Source organism: Sphingomonas sp. IBVSS2, from assembly GCF_002127225.1.
In the GTDB taxonomy this organism is placed as follows: Bacteria; Pseudomonadota; Alphaproteobacteria; order Sphingomonadales; family Sphingomonadaceae; genus Sphingomonas.
On the sequence record NZ_NFUR01000007.1, the window covers coordinates 64932 to 79883 of the forward strand.

13 protein-coding genes are annotated in these 14952 nt (G+C 66.1%); 9 read left to right on the forward strand and 4 right to left on the reverse strand.

Features of this window, described 5'->3' with window-relative positions; genetic code table 11:
- The first annotated feature begins 1 nt into the window (after position 1).
- Positions 2-175, forward strand: a complete 174-nt coding sequence (locus CAP40_RS18610) for a DUF1508 domain-containing protein (protein WP_086131061.1) — start codon at positions 2-4, stop codon at positions 173-175.
- Positions 176-308: 133 nt separating this feature from the next.
- Here the strand turns inward: CAP40_RS18610 and manD are convergent, their stop codons facing one another.
- On the reverse strand, positions 309-1520 hold the full coding sequence (gene manD, locus CAP40_RS18615) for a D-mannonate dehydratase ManD (RefSeq protein WP_086131062.1): 1212 nt from the start codon (positions 1518-1520) through the stop codon (positions 309-311).
- Between the two features lie 88 nt (positions 1521-1608).
- Between manD and CAP40_RS18620 the strand changes: the two genes are divergently transcribed.
- The 4 genes from CAP40_RS18620 (at position 1609) to CAP40_RS18635 (ending at position 8789) form a co-directional block, all read left to right on the forward strand.
- Positions 1609-2379: a FadR/GntR family transcriptional regulator gene (locus CAP40_RS18620; protein WP_086131063.1), complete on the forward strand. Its 771-nt coding sequence runs from the start codon at positions 1609-1611 to the stop codon at positions 2377-2379.
- Between the two features lie 211 nt (positions 2380-2590).
- Complete coding sequence (locus CAP40_RS18625) at positions 2591-4468, forward strand: hypothetical protein (RefSeq protein WP_218822177.1); 1878 nt, start codon at positions 2591-2593, stop codon at positions 4466-4468.
- A 116-nt stretch (positions 4469-4584) separates the two neighbouring features.
- Positions 4585-7491: a TonB-dependent receptor gene (locus CAP40_RS18630; RefSeq protein ID WP_086131065.1), complete on the forward strand. Its 2907-nt coding sequence runs from the start codon at positions 4585-4587 to the stop codon at positions 7489-7491.
- A gap of 182 nt (positions 7492-7673) precedes the next feature.
- Positions 7674-8789 carry an alginate lyase family protein gene (locus tag CAP40_RS18635; protein WP_179188365.1) on the forward strand — a complete coding sequence of 372 codons (1116 nt, stop codon included), beginning with the start codon at positions 7674-7676 and terminating at the stop codon, positions 8787-8789.
- 382 nt (positions 8790-9171) lie between these two features.
- On the opposite strand, the gene CAP40_RS18640 is transcribed toward CAP40_RS18635, so the two are convergent.
- The gene (locus CAP40_RS18640; RefSeq protein ID WP_086131067.1) at positions 9172-10113 is read right to left on the reverse strand and encodes a DUF4861 family protein; all 942 of its coding nucleotides are present in this window, start codon (positions 10111-10113) and stop codon (positions 9172-9174) included.
- Positions 10114-10122: 9 nt separating this feature from the next.
- Positions 10123-11298: a glycoside hydrolase family 105 protein gene (locus CAP40_RS18645; RefSeq protein WP_086131068.1), complete on the reverse strand. Its 1176-nt coding sequence runs from the start codon at positions 11296-11298 to the stop codon at positions 10123-10125.
- A gap of 217 nt (positions 11299-11515) precedes the next feature.
- Here CAP40_RS18645 and CAP40_RS18650 point away from each other — a divergent pair, with 217 nt between their 5' ends.
- Positions 11516-11926 carry a thioesterase family protein gene (locus CAP40_RS18650; RefSeq protein ID WP_086131069.1) on the forward strand — a complete coding sequence of 137 codons (411 nt, stop codon included), beginning with the start codon at positions 11516-11518 and terminating at the stop codon, positions 11924-11926.
- A gap of 40 nt (positions 11927-11966) precedes the next feature.
- Positions 11967-12320 carry a hypothetical protein gene (locus CAP40_RS18655; protein ID WP_086131070.1) on the forward strand — a complete coding sequence of 118 codons (354 nt, stop codon included), beginning with the start codon at positions 11967-11969 and terminating at the stop codon, positions 12318-12320.
- Positions 12321-12381: 61 nt separating this feature from the next.
- Here CAP40_RS18655 and CAP40_RS18660 read toward each other — a convergent pair whose 3' ends face one another.
- Positions 12382-13152: an alpha/beta hydrolase gene (locus CAP40_RS18660; protein WP_086131071.1), complete on the reverse strand. Its 771-nt coding sequence runs from the start codon at positions 13150-13152 to the stop codon at positions 12382-12384.
- Between the two features lie 142 nt (positions 13153-13294).
- Here CAP40_RS18660 and CAP40_RS18665 point away from each other — a divergent pair, with 142 nt between their 5' ends.
- Together CAP40_RS18665 and CAP40_RS18670 are read left to right on the forward strand one after the other, a co-directional pair.
- Positions 13295-13747: a MarR family winged helix-turn-helix transcriptional regulator gene (locus CAP40_RS18665; protein ID WP_256924371.1), complete on the forward strand. Its 453-nt coding sequence runs from the start codon at positions 13295-13297 to the stop codon at positions 13745-13747.
- A gap of 419 nt (positions 13748-14166) precedes the next feature.
- Positions 14167-14865 carry a response regulator transcription factor gene (locus CAP40_RS18670; protein ID WP_218822178.1) on the forward strand — a complete coding sequence of 233 codons (699 nt, stop codon included), beginning with the start codon at positions 14167-14169 and terminating at the stop codon, positions 14863-14865.
- The last annotated feature ends 87 nt before the right edge of the window (positions 14866-14952 follow it).

Sequence of the window (14952 nt, forward strand, 5' to 3'; positions counted from 1 at the left end):
AATGGCACACAAGTTCGTGATCGAGCAGAACAAGGCCGGCGAGTATGTCGCGAAGTTCAAGTACAACAGCGAGATCATCTTCTGGACCGAAGGCTATTCCAGCAAGGCGAACGCGCGGAACGCCATAGAATCGATCCTGAAGAACGGTCCGGGCGCGCCGGTCGAAGAAGGCTGAGGGGCTCGAAGAGCATCTCCTCCGACCTGTCACCCCGGGCTTGACCCGGGGTGACGGGGGAGGTGGCTGGCCCCGTCGCCTCTTCCAACATAGGATCTCGCATGCTTGACGCGCCTGGCGCGCCCGCAGCGGCTCACCAGTTGAACATCGTCCCGTCCTCGAGCCGGTTCACCGGCAGGTAGGCGCGCTTATACTCGTATTTCGCGGCGAGGACCTCGTCGATGTCCACGCCCAGGCCCGGCTTGTCGCCCGGATGCATCAGGCCCCGCTCGAAGCTGTAGGCATGGGGGAATACCGCGTCTGTCTCTTCCGAATGGCGCATATATTCCTGGATGCCGAAATTGGGGATCGACAGGCCGAAATGCAGTGCCGCCGCCATGCACACCGGCGACAGGTCGGTGGCGCCATGGCAGCCGGTGCGCACCTGATAGAGATCGGCGAGCGCCGCCACCCGGCGCAGATGGGTGATGCCGCCGGCATGCACCACGGTCGCGCGGATATAGTCGATCAGCTGTTCCTCGATCAGCTGCTTGGCGTCCCAGATCGAATTGAAGATCTCGCCCACCGCCAGCGGCGTGGTGGTGTGCTGGCGGATCAGCCGGAAGGCCGCCTGGTTCTCGGCCGGCGTCGCGTCCTCCAGCCAGAACAGGCGATACGGCTCCAGGTCCCTGCCCAGCCGCCCGGCCTCGATCGGCGTGAGGCGGTGGTGGACGTCGTGCAGCAGGTGGATGTCCCAGCCCAGCGCGTCGCGTGCCTTCTGGAACAGCTCGGGCACGAAGCGCATGTATTTCGCCGTGCTCCACTGCGATTCCTCGGGCAGCGATCCCTTGGCCGGTTCGTAATAGAAGCGCTCGCCCGACACGCCATAGGTCGTCGCCATGCCCGGCACGCCGGACTGGAGGCGCACGGCGCGATAGCCTTGCTCCAGATATTCCTGCGCGCGCTCGATCGTCTCCGCGATATCGCTACCATTGGCATGGCCATAAACCATGCACCCTTCGCGGGCGGCGCCGCCCAGCAGCTGGTAGACCGGCATGCCCGCCAGCTTGCCCTTGATGTCCCACAAGGCCATGTCGACCGCCGCGATCGCGGTCATCGTCACCGGGCCGCGGCGCCAATAGGCGCCCTTGTAGAGATACTGCCAGATGTCTTCGATGCTGTGGGCATCTCGGCCGATAAGGCACGGAATCACATGGTCGGTAAGGTAGCTCGCCACTGCCAGCTCGCGCCCGTTCAGCGTCGCGTCGCCAAGGCCGTAGACGCCCTCGTCGGTCTCGATCTTCAGCGTGACGAAGTTGCGGCCGGGGCGCGTCACGATGACGCGGGCGGCAGTGATACGTGGCAAAACGAAACCCCCTGGAAGTGGTCAGGCCAATATCCACTTGTATGACCTATCGTGTCAACCTACGAGGTAGTGTAACAATGAGGGTGCGATGAAGATTACCGGCAACAAGCTCTATCAGCGGGTGGCCGCTTCGATCACCGAGGCGATCGAGGCCGGTCGATGGTCGCCGGGCAGCCGGCTGCCGGGCGAGCGCGACCTGGCCGAGGAATACAAGGTCAGCCGGCCGACGATCCGCGAGGCGATGATCGCGCTCGAGATGAAGGGCTGGATCGAGGCGCGGCACGGCTCGGGCCTCTATGTCACGCGCCGCGACCATGGCAGCGGCGAGCGTGCCGATGCGCTCAATTTCGATGTCGGCGCCTTCGACCTGACCGAGGCGCGCATCCTGTTCGAGGGCGAGGCGGTGGCGCTTGCCGCGGTCTCGATCACCGACGAGCAGATCGAGGAACTCGAAGCCATATTGCACGACATGGGAGCGGACGATTCGGACGAGCCCGCCGTGATGGATGCCGATCACCGTTTCCACCTCGCCATTGCCACCGCCACCGGCAATGCCGCGATCCGCAGCGTGGTCGAGTATCTGTGGGAGTTGCGCACCAAGTCGCCGCTGGCCGCCAACATGTTCGCGCGCGCCAAGCGCGGCGGCATCACGCCGCGGGTGGAGGAGCATCGCCCGATCCTCGATTCGCTCAAGGCGCGCGATCCGCATGCCGCGCGCAACGCGATGCGCCGCCATCTGCGCGGCGTGGTCGACGACCTGCTCGAGGCCACCGAGCTCGAAGCGATGGAGCGCGCCCGCAGCGAGATCGACGCGCGCCGGAACAGCGTCGCCCAGCGGCTCAAGATCGGATCGGCCTGAGGTTCGCGCCTTCGTCCTCTTCTCGTCATCGCCGTCCTTTCTCGTCATCCCCGTGCGGGCGGGGATCCTGAGTCGCGAGGGTCTGCTCCCTTGCCCTGGCTCCCCGGCCGTGCGGGGGTGACGGAAAACAGGGCAATGCTTTACCGTAACACAGTGGCTTGACACCGATTACCATGGCATGGAAATTGGCCTGACCAAAAGGAGAGGCCAATTGAAGAATCACTCGCGTGCGCTGCTCGGTGCCGCCTGTCTCGCGTCGCTCGCAAGCCCGGCCGCGGTTGCGCAGCAGGCCGCGCCTGCGCCACATGGCCCGGTCTATGTCACGGCGCCGCCGATGGACGCGACGATCGAGGAGCGGCTGATGCCGCAGCTGGAGAGCCTGCTCCACCAGTTGCTGCGCGAGAAGCGCGACATGCGGCTGGACGGCGTGCCGGTGTTCGACAGCGGCGACAAGTTCCTGCCCGGCAAGATCGCCTCGGGCCTGCACTATCTCCTGCTCGATACCCCGCGCGGCGACCCGCGCCTCGCCGGATATCTCGCCGGCTATCGCGAGATCGCCGACCTGACCGTCGCCGACCCGAACGATACCTGGGGCATCTATTACTATGTCTCCGCGCTCCACGCCCTGAAGCAGGCCGGGCTGCTGGAGGAGGCGGTGCGCCCCGAGACGCTGGCGCGCCTCCGCCAGCGCCTCGACTGGCGCAGCTTCGTCGATGCGCGCTCGCTCGAGCTGCTGCACGGGTTGCCGAACAATTATTACGGCGTCGCGTTCAGCGTCGCGCGGCTGCGCTACCTGCTCGGCTGGGAGGACGAGACCGCGTCCAGGGCGCTGCTCGAGCGGATGCTGGCGCATTACCGCACCTATTCGGGCAGATATGGCTTTGCCGACGAGACCGACGGGCAGGGCCGCTTCGACCGCTATTCGGTGCTGCTGATCGGCGAGATCGCCCAGCGCTTCATCGAGACGGGCATGGCGCCCACGCCGGAAGTGAAGGCCTGGCTGCGCAAGTCCGCCGAGCTGATGCTGGCGCGCGCGACGCTCACCGGCGAAGGCTGGGAATATGGCCGCAGCATCGGCACCTATGGCGAGACGGCGTTCCTCGAAGTGCTCACTGCCGCCGCGAAGCTGGGCGTGCTCGCGCCGCGCGAGCGCGACATGGCCTATGCGCTCTCCAGCCGGATCGCCGCACGCTATGCCGATTTCTGGCTGAACCCCGCCACCGGCTCGGTGAACCTGTGGGACGATGGCCGGCGTACCGACGGCTATCGCGGCAAGCATCGGATCCTGGGCGAGAATCTGAGCCTGGCGCGCCAGTATATCTACACCAACGCGCTGTGGAACGCGCTGGGCTACAAGCGCGCCGCGCCGTCGCCCGGCTATGCGGCCTGGCTGGAGACGCTGCCCGCCGCCCGCTTCACCTGGTTCGCGCGCGGCGCGCATGACCGGGCGCTGCTCACGCTGCGCGACCGCGGCCATGTCATCGGCCTGCCGATCATCAACGGCGCCGAGAGCCAGCACATGCACAATCCCTATTTCCCGATCCCGTTCGCGGGCGGGATGCTCCAGGGATCGGCGGACGCGAGCTTCCCCCAGCTCACTCCGCGCTTCGCGCTTACCGACGGCAGCATGCTGATGCCGCTGGCCTGGTTCCGCGGTGTGACCTGGCAGCGCCGGGGCGATCGCACGATCGTCAGCTGGCGGCAGGATGCGATGGACCGGATGGGCGGCAACGCGCCCGCCGCCGACAAGCGGATCACCGTGCGCACCCGCTATGAATTCGCACCGGGCCGGATCACGCGCACCGATGTCTATCGCGCGGCCGTGCCCGTCGATCTTTCCGAAGTCGCGCTCGAATTCGCCAGTTTCTCGGGCGATCCGCGCAGTTCCGGGCCGGGCGTCGTGACGTTCGGGGCTGGCGAGGTGACCGGCTTCTCCGCCACCGGCTATGACGGCTGCACGGTCGGCCCGGCCAGCGGCAAGGAATATCGCGCACCCACCGGCGCCTTCGCCTCGCTCGTCCGCTGCACGCTGGCGGGCAGGCGCCTTGCCGCACCGCTCACGCTGCGCTGGTCGCTCAGCTACAAGTGACGGGCGTTACGATCCGGGATTGCTTGCGCTGGCCAATTGGGTTGACACCGGTGCCAAATTGGCCTTACCACACCATCAGACCCGAAAACGGGCGCAATAATTGACGGGGAGATTCCATGCCTGGGACTGTTTTTTCCGCTTTCGGACGCAACTCGCTGCGCCTGGCGTTGCTGGCATCCGCCTGCATGGTGATGCCCGCCTATGCGCAGACCACCGAGGCCGCGCCCGATCCCGCTCCGGCGGACAGCGCGGCGCCCCAGGATGCGGAGCAGGCCATCATCGTCACCGGCGCACGCGCCGAGCAGCGCAGCTCGATCGACGTGAAGCGCAATGCCGATGTCGTGCTCGACGGCATCGTCAATGACGAGATCGGCGCCCTGCCTGACAACAGCGTGGGCGACACGCTGGAGCGCATCACCGGCGTCTCGGCCGATCGCTTCAAGGGCAACGCCAACGAGCTTTCGGTGCGCGGCCTCGGCCCGACGCTGAGCTTCTCGACCTTCAACGGCCGCGAAGTCTCGACCGCGGGCGCGGATCGTTCGGTCGCCTTCCAGCAATTCCCCTCGGAGCTGGTCAACGGCGTCATCGTCTACAAGACCCAGCGCGCCGACTTCCTCGAAGGCGGCATCGGCGGCGTGATCGAGCTGCGCTCGATGCGCCCGCTCGACTATGGCAAGTCGCGCTTCCAGGCGGAGATCCGCGGCTCGTACCTGCCCAAGGACGACAAGATCATCGGCCGCGACGGCCTGGGCTATCGCGCCAATGCCAGCCTGGTGAAGCAGTTCCGCACCGGCATCGGCGAGATCGGCATCGCGATCGGCTATCAGCGCCAGGACGTCGCCGCGCCGGAAGACTATTATAACGGCAATTCGAACTTCGTGCCGTGCAACACCTCGGCGAACAACGGCACCGTGCTCACGGGTGCCGGCGCCACGGTCAACTGCCAGGTCGGCAGCACGCCACGCACCGGCGAGACGATCGGCACCACCTATTACGCCACCCAGTCGCGCAACTTCCGCCAGCAGACCACGCGCGAGCTGCGCAACGCCGTGATCGGCGCGCTGCAGTGGCGCCCGGCCCCCAATCTCGACATTTCGCTCGACGGCCAATGGTCGAAGCGCGAATCGACCGAGAACCGCAACATCCTGTCGATTGCGGAGGCGCTGCGCGGCATCAAGCCGATCATCATCGGCGACGGCACCAATGGGTTCAGCAAGGGCGCGCTGATCAAGTACAGCGGCAATTCGAACATCGAGAACCAGCTCGAGCTGCGCGAGCGCGACGAGACCTACAAGGGCGGCGGGGCCACCGTCACCTGGAAGCCGGGCAATTTCATCATCACCGCCGATGGCAGCTTCTCGGACTCGCATCGCACCGAGACGCAGAAGGCGACCCGCATGCGCTCCACCACGCGCGTCGGCTATGAGCTGGACTATTCGGAGAGCCCGATCGTCCCGCGCGTCACCTTCTTCAATTTCGACGTGAACAATCCGGCGAGCTTCGCCGCCAACACCGCGACCTCGGTCTATGCCCGCCAGCGCTTCGTCACCGATCGCAAGGACGATATCTGGGCCGGCCGGCTCGATGCCGAATACCGGTTCGCCAATGACGGCTTCATCAAGTCGATCAAGGCGGGCGGCCGCTATTCGGAGCACCAGCGCACGCTGGACAACAACCGCAACACCGATCTGAACACGATCGTGCCCTATGGCGGCATGTCCGTGGCGCAGATCATCGGCAACGCCAACGCCAATTGCCGCCGCGGCTTCCCGACCAGCGAATATTTCCCGACGACCAACACCAATCTCTCGAGCTGGGCGACTTTCGACAACCAGTGCCTGTTCAAGACCTTCACCGGCCAGGATTCGCTGGCGCTGCCGGCCGACAGCCGCGACCCCAGCGACATCGACGTCACCGAGAAGATCCGGGCCGCCTATGCGATGGCGAGCTTCGGCGGGGACCTGGGCAGCCTGCCGTTCAGCGGCAATATCGGCCTGCGCTATGTGAAGACCAGCATCACCTCGGTCGGCTTCCGCCTGCCGTTCAAGGTGACGATCGACACCGCGTCGGACAATTACACCGTCGCCGCCGACCCCAACGGCACGATCCAGACCGACACGCTCAAGGGCGACTATGAATATTGGCTGCCCAGCCTGAACCTGGCCTTCGACCTGTCGAGCAAGATCAAGCTGCGCGCGGCCGGCTATCGCGCCCTGTCGCGCTCGCCGATCGAGAGCTTCGGCGCGGGCATCAACCTCAATCCCACTTCGGGCTCGGGCGGGGCGTCGAGCGTCACGTTCAACCCGACCAGCGGCAACCCGAACCTGAAGCCGATGCGTGCCTGGAACGCGGATCTGAGCCTGGAATTCTATCCCAGCCGCGACACGCTCTTCTCGATCGCCGGCTATTACAAATGGCTGCGCGGATCGGTGATCTCGCGTTCGGCGGGCATCCCGACGACGATCTCGGTCACCACCCAGGTGGATAATGGCGCGCCGACCCAGCAGACCTACAATGTCAACCTGATCGCGCCCGCCAACGATCCCGATATGCGCCGTCTCTACGGCTTCGAGTTCACCGGCAGCCATGCCTTCACCTGGCTGCCCGGCATCCTCAGCGGCTTCGGCATCAACGGCTCGGTCAACATCGCCGTGGCGAACTTCCAATATCCGGATACCTCGGCGCTGGCGACCTATCTCGATCCCGAGAACCTGATCGGCCTCTCCAAATATGTCGCCAACGGCACGGTCTATTGGGAGCGCAAGGGCTTCTCGCTGCGCGCGATGTATCGCTACCGTTCGCACTACTACAAGCCGAACGGCGGCACGAACCGCGGCGTGCAGGATGCGGGCTATCTGAACCTTTCGGCCCAGTATGACGTGACCAAGAACGTCCAGCTCAAGCTGCAGGCGCTCAACGTCACCAACACCAAGGACGTGTTCTACAAGGGCGGCTACGATTCGATCGCCGAAGTGAGCGAGAGCGGGCCGCAATATTATTTCGGCGTCCGGATCCGCTACTGAGCCCGCGAAAGGAACCTCCGATGCGCCGCAGCTCCTCTCTTCTCCTTGTCCTGGCTGCGGCGCTCGCGCCGCAGGCTGCCTCCCATGCCGGGATCGCCTCCCCTGGCCTAAATACCCAGCAGCCGGTCTGCGCCGGCGCGGAAGGATATTCCGCGTCATTCGGCGGACGCAGGACCTTTTTCTTGGCGCCGGACGCGATGATGCGGCTCAAGGCCGCGATCCAGACCGATCCGGCGGTGAAGGCGGCCTATGACGCGCTGATCGCGCGGGCCGAGGCGGCGATGAAGCGGCCGCTCTACACCGTGGTCGACAAGCGCACGATCCCGCCCTCGCGCGATCGGCACGACTATATCAGCCTCGCGCCCTATTGGTGGCCGGACCCCAGCAAGCCGGGCGGCGTGCCCTATATGCGCAAGGACGGCGAGATCAATCCGGACCGCAACACCGACAAGTTCGACGTCACCGATCTGGAGGGCATGAGCTCGGACGTCGAGACGCTGAGCCTGGCTTATTATTTCTCCGACAATCCGCGCTATGCCGGGCGCGCCGCGAGCCTGGTGCGCACCTGGTTCCTCAACCCGGAAACGCGGATGAACCCCAATATGAACTATGCCCAGGCCGTGCCCGGGCGCGAGGAGGGCCGCGCCGAGGGCGTGCTCGATACCTCGCGGCTCGAGCGGGTGGTCGACGGCATCGGGCTGATCGGCCCGTCGGCCAGGCTCACCGCCGAGGAGCAGAAGGGCCTGGAGAAGTGGTTCTCCGACTATCTCGACTGGATGCAGACGAGCAAGAACGGCAAGGCGGAGAATGCCGCCAAGAACAATCACGGCATGTGGTTCGACGCGCAGACCTCGCAGTTCGCCCTGTTCGCGCGGCGGCCCGAGATGACCAGGGCGGTGGCCGAGGCCTTTGGCAAGAAGCGCATCTCGCCGCAGATCACGGCCGAGGGCAAGATGCCCCTCGAGCTCGCCCGCACGCGCAGCCTCCATTACTCGATCTACGCGCTGTTCGCCGCCTATGACGTGGCCGACATGGCCAAATGCGTGGGGGTGGACGTGTGGAACTATGCCGACGGCACCAGGAGCCTGAAGGGCGCCACCGATTTCCTGAAGCCCTATTATCGCAAGGTCGATGCCTGGCCGATGCCCGAGCTGCGCCCCGATGCCGGCGAGCTCGACGAGTTGATGCGGCGCGCGCGCGGGGCCTGGGGGGATGGCTATCCGCTCGCGCCGGAGACCGAGCTGAAGCGCTATTTCGGTGCGGCGCCGGCGGTGGGCGAGGGGAAGAATCCGGGCTGAGCGGCCGCTTCCCTCGATTTGCGGGGAGGGGCGCCATCTTGCGCTCGCCGCATTGCCATCCCCTCCACCGTCATACCTGCCCCGTCTATCGTCATCCCCGCGCAGGCGGGGATCTCAGCGGTATGTCTCAATTTCACCGTCATGCTGAACTTGTTTCAGCATCCAACCCCCCTCAGGCGATATCGCGCGTGGAAAGTTGGACCCTGAAACAAGTTCAGGGTGACGCGAGTTTTGGCACAAATGGTCCGGCATGGAGAGCCGTATAGGTTAATCAAGCCGTCGCCCCGCGCCGGGCCGGCAGCGCTTCCGCCTTTTCCCTCTCCCCGTTTGCGAGGGGAGGGCCGGGGAGAGGGAGAAAAGCGCTATCGCTGCGGGGAACCCCCTATTTCGCCGGGCAGGTCTTCTGGGCCGTGCTCACCACGAACGGCTGGCGCGCCAGCTCGGCCGCGGTATCGTCCAGCCATTTCCGGAACTCGCGCTCGGTCTTGGGTGCGCCAGGCTCTTCCACCCATGCTGCGCCGAACGCATAGCGCAGGTTCCGCGGATCGCAGAACTGCACATAGAGCGACTTGCCGTCGCTTCCCGTCGCCGCTGCCTCGTCTGCCGGATAGAACAGGGCGATGCCCAGATCGTCCTTGGCCAGGCTCTGCTGGCCCCAGGTGGCGAAATAGCGCCACTTGCCGCGCTTCGGGCTCTCGATTTTCGTCACCCCGTCATGCAGCGTCAGCCCGGCGACCATCGCCGGCACATTGCCGTTCACCCGCGCCTCGACATTGGTGAGGCGCGAGCCCGCGAAGATCCGATAGGTGGTCGAGAGATCCGCCGGCCCGCCTTCGCCCGGAAAGCCGGTGTTGGTCACCAGCACCGTCGCCGCGCGATCGGTGTTGAACACGCGCGCGCTGATCTTCGCCTTGCCGAGCTGGGTCGCCGCGCCGCCGCGCAGCACGCCGATCCCGCCCATGCCCAGCGACTGGTCGACCTGGAAGATGTCCTGCCCCCAGGGCGCCATCGAATGATAGTCGTCCTTGCCCATGCCGATCTTGGGCAGGATGTTTCCGGGCAGCTTCTTGCCGTAGATGTCGGGCACGTTGCGCTCGTCGAGATACAGGCGATAGGCGATCCTGTCGCTTTCCCAGCCCGGGCCCTCCATCGCGATCAGCCCGTCATGGATCTTGTGGTCCGCGGGCACGTCGATCCGGTCGACCAGCTTGTAGCTGCCATCGGCCTGGCGGACGTTGAGCGTCGCCAGCGGCGCGGGCGGAGCGCTGTCCTGCCCGGCCGCGATCAGCAGAGGGGCGGCGAGGAGCCAGAGGGCGTGCTTCATGCTTCTTCCTTACCTCGTCAGATCATAGACCGCGGCGCCGGCGAGCAGATAGGCGCCGGTGCCGTAGAATTGCGCGTCCTCGGCCTTCACCACATCGGGCCGGTCGCTCACCTGCTGTACCCAGCCCAGCATGCCGCTCGGCTGAACGGCATGCTCGAGCGCGGCCCAGCCCCTGGTCACTGCAGGAAGATAGGTCTTGCGGTCGAGCAGGCCGGCCTTGATGCCCCAGGCCATGCCATGGACGTAGAAGCCGGTGCCGCTCGATTCGTCCTGGGAACGATCGGGATCGGCGAGCAGCGAGGGCGGCCAATAGCCGTTGCCGCGCTGGAGCGTCACCAGCTTCGCCGCCATCTCCTTGAACAGCTTGATATAATAGGGGCGGCGCGGATCCTTGGCCGGGATTTCGGGGATCATCCGGGCGAGGCCGGAGAACACCCAGCCATTGCCGCGGCTCCAGAACAGCTTCTCGCCATGCGCGCCGCGCTGGTCGAAGAAGCGGCTGTCGCGGAAATAGAGATGCGCGCCCTTGTCGAACAGATAATCGGTGGTCGCGCGATATTCCTTGTCGGCGAAGCTGGCGTAGCGGCCGTCCCTGGTGTCCTTGCTCAGCGCCCAGAGCGTCGGCGGCGCCATGAACAGCGCGTCGCACCAGCACCAGCGCGTGGTGCAGCCCGGGTCGCCTGCGCCGGGCTCGGGCGCGATGAACTTGAGGTCGTTGGCCTTGGGGGCGGCGAGGATCTGGTCGAAGCTCGCGCGCATCGGGGCCAGCGCGGCAGCGCCGGCGCCCTTGCGGGCGGCCCAGATCCAGGCGGCGCCGATGATGTGGTCGTCGGCATGGTAGAGCCGGTCGCCGAGCTTCCAGCCCTCCTCGCGGCCCTTGGAGAAGATCGCGTCCTTGTAGCGCACGCTGCCCGAACGGTCGGCGAGGTGGGTGAGCGCCACCCAGAAGGTCGCCTGCTGCCAGTCGCGCGCGCGCTTCGTGCTCGGGCGGGCGGCGGGCATGTAGCTCAGGTCGTCGAGATGCGTCAGCTGCCAGTCGGCGACGCGCTCCATCGACGCCATCACCTGCATGCGGCTCGGCAAAGCGGGGGCGGTCGCGGCGGCCGGCGCCACGGGGCGGGCCATGCCGCTCGGGCTGGCGGCGAGCGCGGCTCCGGCAAGGAGGGCGGCGAGCTTCAGTTTCATCTTGTCTCCTCTCTGCTACCGCTGTCACCGCGATATGCCCGGACGATGTTTGCCCGAGGTGTCCAAGTCAAGTGGTAAGGCCAATCCGTCGCGCGGACCGGGCGGCTTTGCCACGTCGTGCCGGGATGACGCTACGGCATCCGTCGGTTCCCCGAAGTCCTCGGATTCCAGGGATTTTAGTCGCTTCGAAACCCGATTCGCCCTATGATGCGGGAATATGTCCGGCACCGCGCTTCCCTATGAGTTTCCGATCGACGTCGCGCAGGACGATATCGACTTCATGGGGCATGTGAACAACGCTTCCTATCTGAAGTGGGTGCAGGAGGCGGTGATCAGCCACTGGCAGGCGCTGGCGCCGGTCGAGGCGGTGGCCGAGCATCTCTGGGTCGCGCTCAAGCACGAGATCACCTATCGCAAGCCCGCATTCCTCGAGGACGATGTCGTCGCGACCGTGCTGCTCGAGAAGGTGCAGGGCGCGCGAGCCTTTTACGAGACGGTGATCCGCCGCGGCGGCGAAGTGCTGGCCGAGGTCAAGTCGAGCTGGTGCTGCCTCGATGCCGAGACGCTCCGTCCCGCGCGGCTGGCGCGCGAAGTGATCGACCGCTTCTTCGTCAAGGCCGAGGATTGACGGCGAGAATCCGTTAACCTCTCGCTGCGAGAGGAGCCGGATGTACCGCGTGAGGTTTCGCAAGGATTTGAATCTGCTCGATATCGAGTGGCTCGCTATGTTCGAGCCCGATCGGGTTGGTGACTATGCCCGCAAGTTGCGTGACGAGTTCGACGCCGAGGGTTTCGTGCCCGGCTATCTCCTGCGCATGGACATGCGCCGCAGCGGGGTGCAGGCGCAGGAGGCGGTGCGCGCGTTTCGCCGCCACTTTGCCGGCTTTCCCCAGGCGAGCCGCATCGCGGTCGTTACCGAGAGCGCGATCGCGCGGATGCAGGTGCGCCGCGAGATGACCCAGCCCTATCTGCGCATCTTCGAGCGGGCCGAGGGCGCGCTCACCTGGCTGCTGCGCCGCTGATACGCCGAACGCCGGACTTCCGAGGAAGCCCGGCGCCGGGGGGAGTGGAGGGGAGAGGGGCCTATTTCGCGCCCTTCGCCGCTTCCTCGATCACCGCGGCGACCGCGGCCGGCTTCGAGACGTACACCGCATGGCTGCCCGCGACTTCGCTGACATGGGCCCCGGCCCGCGCGGCCATCTGGCGCTGCGCCGCCGGCGGGATCATATGGTCGTCGCTGGCGACCAGGTACCAGCTCGGCTTCACGCGCCAGGCCGGGCTGGTGACGGCACCGCCCAGGGCATCCACGCCCCAGGGGACCTGCGAGTCCGCCATGAACCGGGCGACATCGGGCTTCACATCGGCGGCGAAGGCGGCAGCGAACTTCGCCTTGTCGAGGAACAGATAGCCATCCTGAGGCGGCAGGATCGGCGGCACCGGGGCGCCGGGGGCGGGATTGGCGATCAGCGACGAGACCGACTCGCCCTTGTCCGGCGCGAAGGCGGCGATGTAGACCACGCCGGCGACCTTGGGATCGGTGCCCGCTTCGGAGACGACCACGCCGCCATAGCTGTGGCCGACCAGGATCACCCGGCCCTTGGCCGCGGCGATCGCGCGCTTGGTCACCGCGACGTCGTCGGCGAGCGAGTTGGTCGGGTTCTGGACGATGGTGACGTCATAGCCGTCCTTCTTCAGGATCTTGTAGACGTCCATCCAGCCGGAGCCGTCGACGAACCCGCCATGCACGAGCACGACCGACTTGGCGGGGGCGGCGGCCTTTTCCTGGGCCGAGGCGGGGGCCGTGCCGAGGGCGAGGGTGGCAGCGACGGCGAGCAGCATCTTGGACTTGGTCATCTGAGGTCTCCTTTCAAAAGTTTCCGCGACATTGTTTATCGCGATAAACATTAATTGGACCCGTTCGACCCTCTTGTCCAGAAGAAATTTATCACGATATGCATTTTCGTCGTAAGTGCATGATTCGGAAGCGAGGAATTTTGTGGCCAAGACCCCTGGCGAGCCATTGCCGCTCGATGCGCAGCTCTGCTTCTCGCTCTATTCCACGTCGATCGCGATCAACCGGCTCTACAAGCCGATGCTCGATTCGCTGGGCGTGACCTATCCGCAATATCTGGTGCTGAGCACGCTGTGGGAGCGCGACGGCCAGACCATCTCGGCGATCGCCGACCGGCTGGCGCTCGATCCGAGCACGATAACCCCGCTCATGAAGCGGCTGGAGGCTGCGGGCTTCGTCGCGCGCCGGCGCAACCCGAAGGACGAGCGCCAGGTGCGGGTGTTCCTGAACGCCCCGGGCAAGGCGCTGCGGAGCCGCGCTTCGTGCCTCACCGATGCCTTGCTCGCCAATTCCGGGCTGAGCGTGCCCCAGATGGTCGCGCTCAACGATCAGGTGGTGCAGCTGCGCGCGGCGCTGACGGGGGGCAACGCGGGCTAGGGCCAATCGACATTCAGCTCTGTCCCTTCCGTTCCCGGCGGCGAGGGACGGGAGGTCAATGTCGAGCGCTCTCCCTTCCGTCATGCCGAACTTGTTTCAGCATCCAATTCTCCACCAGCGATATCGCCGGTGGCATCTTGGATCCTGAAACAAGTTCAGGGTGACGGTGGAGGTTGGTTCGAAGTGTTCCGGCCCGCCAAGCCACACCCCTTAGCCTGAATGTCGATCCATCCTAGGAGCCTTTCCGACAGCCGGCTCCGCAAGGTTGGCGCAACCTTTCCCGGCAATCCGTTCGGTCGATCCGGCGGATGGTGATCCATGTATGAAGTTGCGTCTTGCTGACTCCCCGGCGCCCGGCGCCGTCGCTCCGATCTCGCGCTTCGCGGCTGCCTGACCCTTCCTTGCGAGGGGCTCCCAATATGTGCCGTGCCGATCTGATCGAGATATTGCTCATCGACGACGATGTTCAGCTGGGCGCCCTGATGGGCGACTATCTGCTTCCGCAGGGCTTTCGGGTGACGGCCAGCGCGACGGGGGAGGAGGGCGTCGATCTCGCCTTGTCCGGCCGGTTCGCCCTGGTGCTCCTCGACGTGATGCTGCCCGGGATCGACGGCATCGAAGTGCTCCGCCGCGTCCGGGCCCGCAGCGCCGTGGCCGTCGTGATGCTGACCGCGCGCGGCGATGACGATGTCGAGCGGGTCATCGGCCTCGAGCTGGGCGCCGACGACTATCTGGCGAAGCCCTGTTTCCCGCGCGAACTCCTCGCCCGGCTTCGCGCCGTGTTGCGCCGCACCCGCGACGTGCCGGCCCAGCCCATGATCTCGGCCGGCCGTCTGCGCCTCGACAAGGCGCGCCGCACCACGCTGTGGGGCGACCAGCAGGTCGCCCTGACCGTGACCGAATTCAATCTGCTCGAATTGCTGATGCACGGCGGCGACACGGTCTCCACCAGGGATGCGCTGTGCCTCGCGGCGCTGGGGCGTTCCCGCCACCCTTATGACCGGAGCATCGACGTTCATATGAGCAACCTGCGATTGAAGCTCGATCGCGCGACCGGCCGCAACATCGGCATCGAGACGGTTCGGGGCGTGGGATATCGGCTGCGGCTGGAGGGATAGCGTCGGCGGTCGCTGCCGCCGGATTCCGCGGCGCAATGCTGATGCAAGGTTCCCCGCCCAACCGAATGCCGAGCCGCCGGAAGAGGC

What these genes read in the sequence shown, in the direction of transcription:
- CAP40_RS18610 (WP_086131061.1), top strand. Translation starts at nt 2, where the DNA reads ATGGCACACAAGTTCGTGATCGAGCAGAACAAGGCCGGCGAGTATGTC.
- CAP40_RS18620 (WP_086131063.1), top strand. Translation starts at nt 1,609, where the DNA reads ATGAAGATTACCGGCAACAAGCTCTATCAGCGGGTGGCCGCTTCGATC.
- CAP40_RS18630 (WP_086131065.1), top strand. Translation starts at nt 4,585, where the DNA reads ATGCCTGGGACTGTTTTTTCCGCTTTCGGACGCAACTCGCTGCGCCTG.
- CAP40_RS18640 (WP_086131067.1), bottom strand. Translation starts at nt 10,113, where the DNA reads ATGAAGCACGCCCTCTGGCTCCTCGCCGCCCCTCTGCTGATCGCGGCC.
- CAP40_RS18645 (WP_086131068.1), bottom strand. Translation starts at nt 11,298, where the DNA reads ATGAAACTGAAGCTCGCCGCCCTCCTTGCCGGAGCCGCGCTCGCCGCC.
- CAP40_RS18650 (WP_086131069.1), top strand. Translation starts at nt 11,516, where the DNA reads ATGTCCGGCACCGCGCTTCCCTATGAGTTTCCGATCGACGTCGCGCAG.
- CAP40_RS18655 (WP_086131070.1), top strand. Translation starts at nt 11,967, where the DNA reads ATGTACCGCGTGAGGTTTCGCAAGGATTTGAATCTGCTCGATATCGAG.
- CAP40_RS18660 (WP_086131071.1), bottom strand. Translation starts at nt 13,152, where the DNA reads ATGACCAAGTCCAAGATGCTGCTCGCCGTCGCTGCCACCCTCGCCCTC.
- CAP40_RS18670 (WP_218822178.1), top strand. Translation starts at nt 14,167, where the DNA reads ATGTGCCGTGCCGATCTGATCGAGATATTGCTCATCGACGACGATGTT.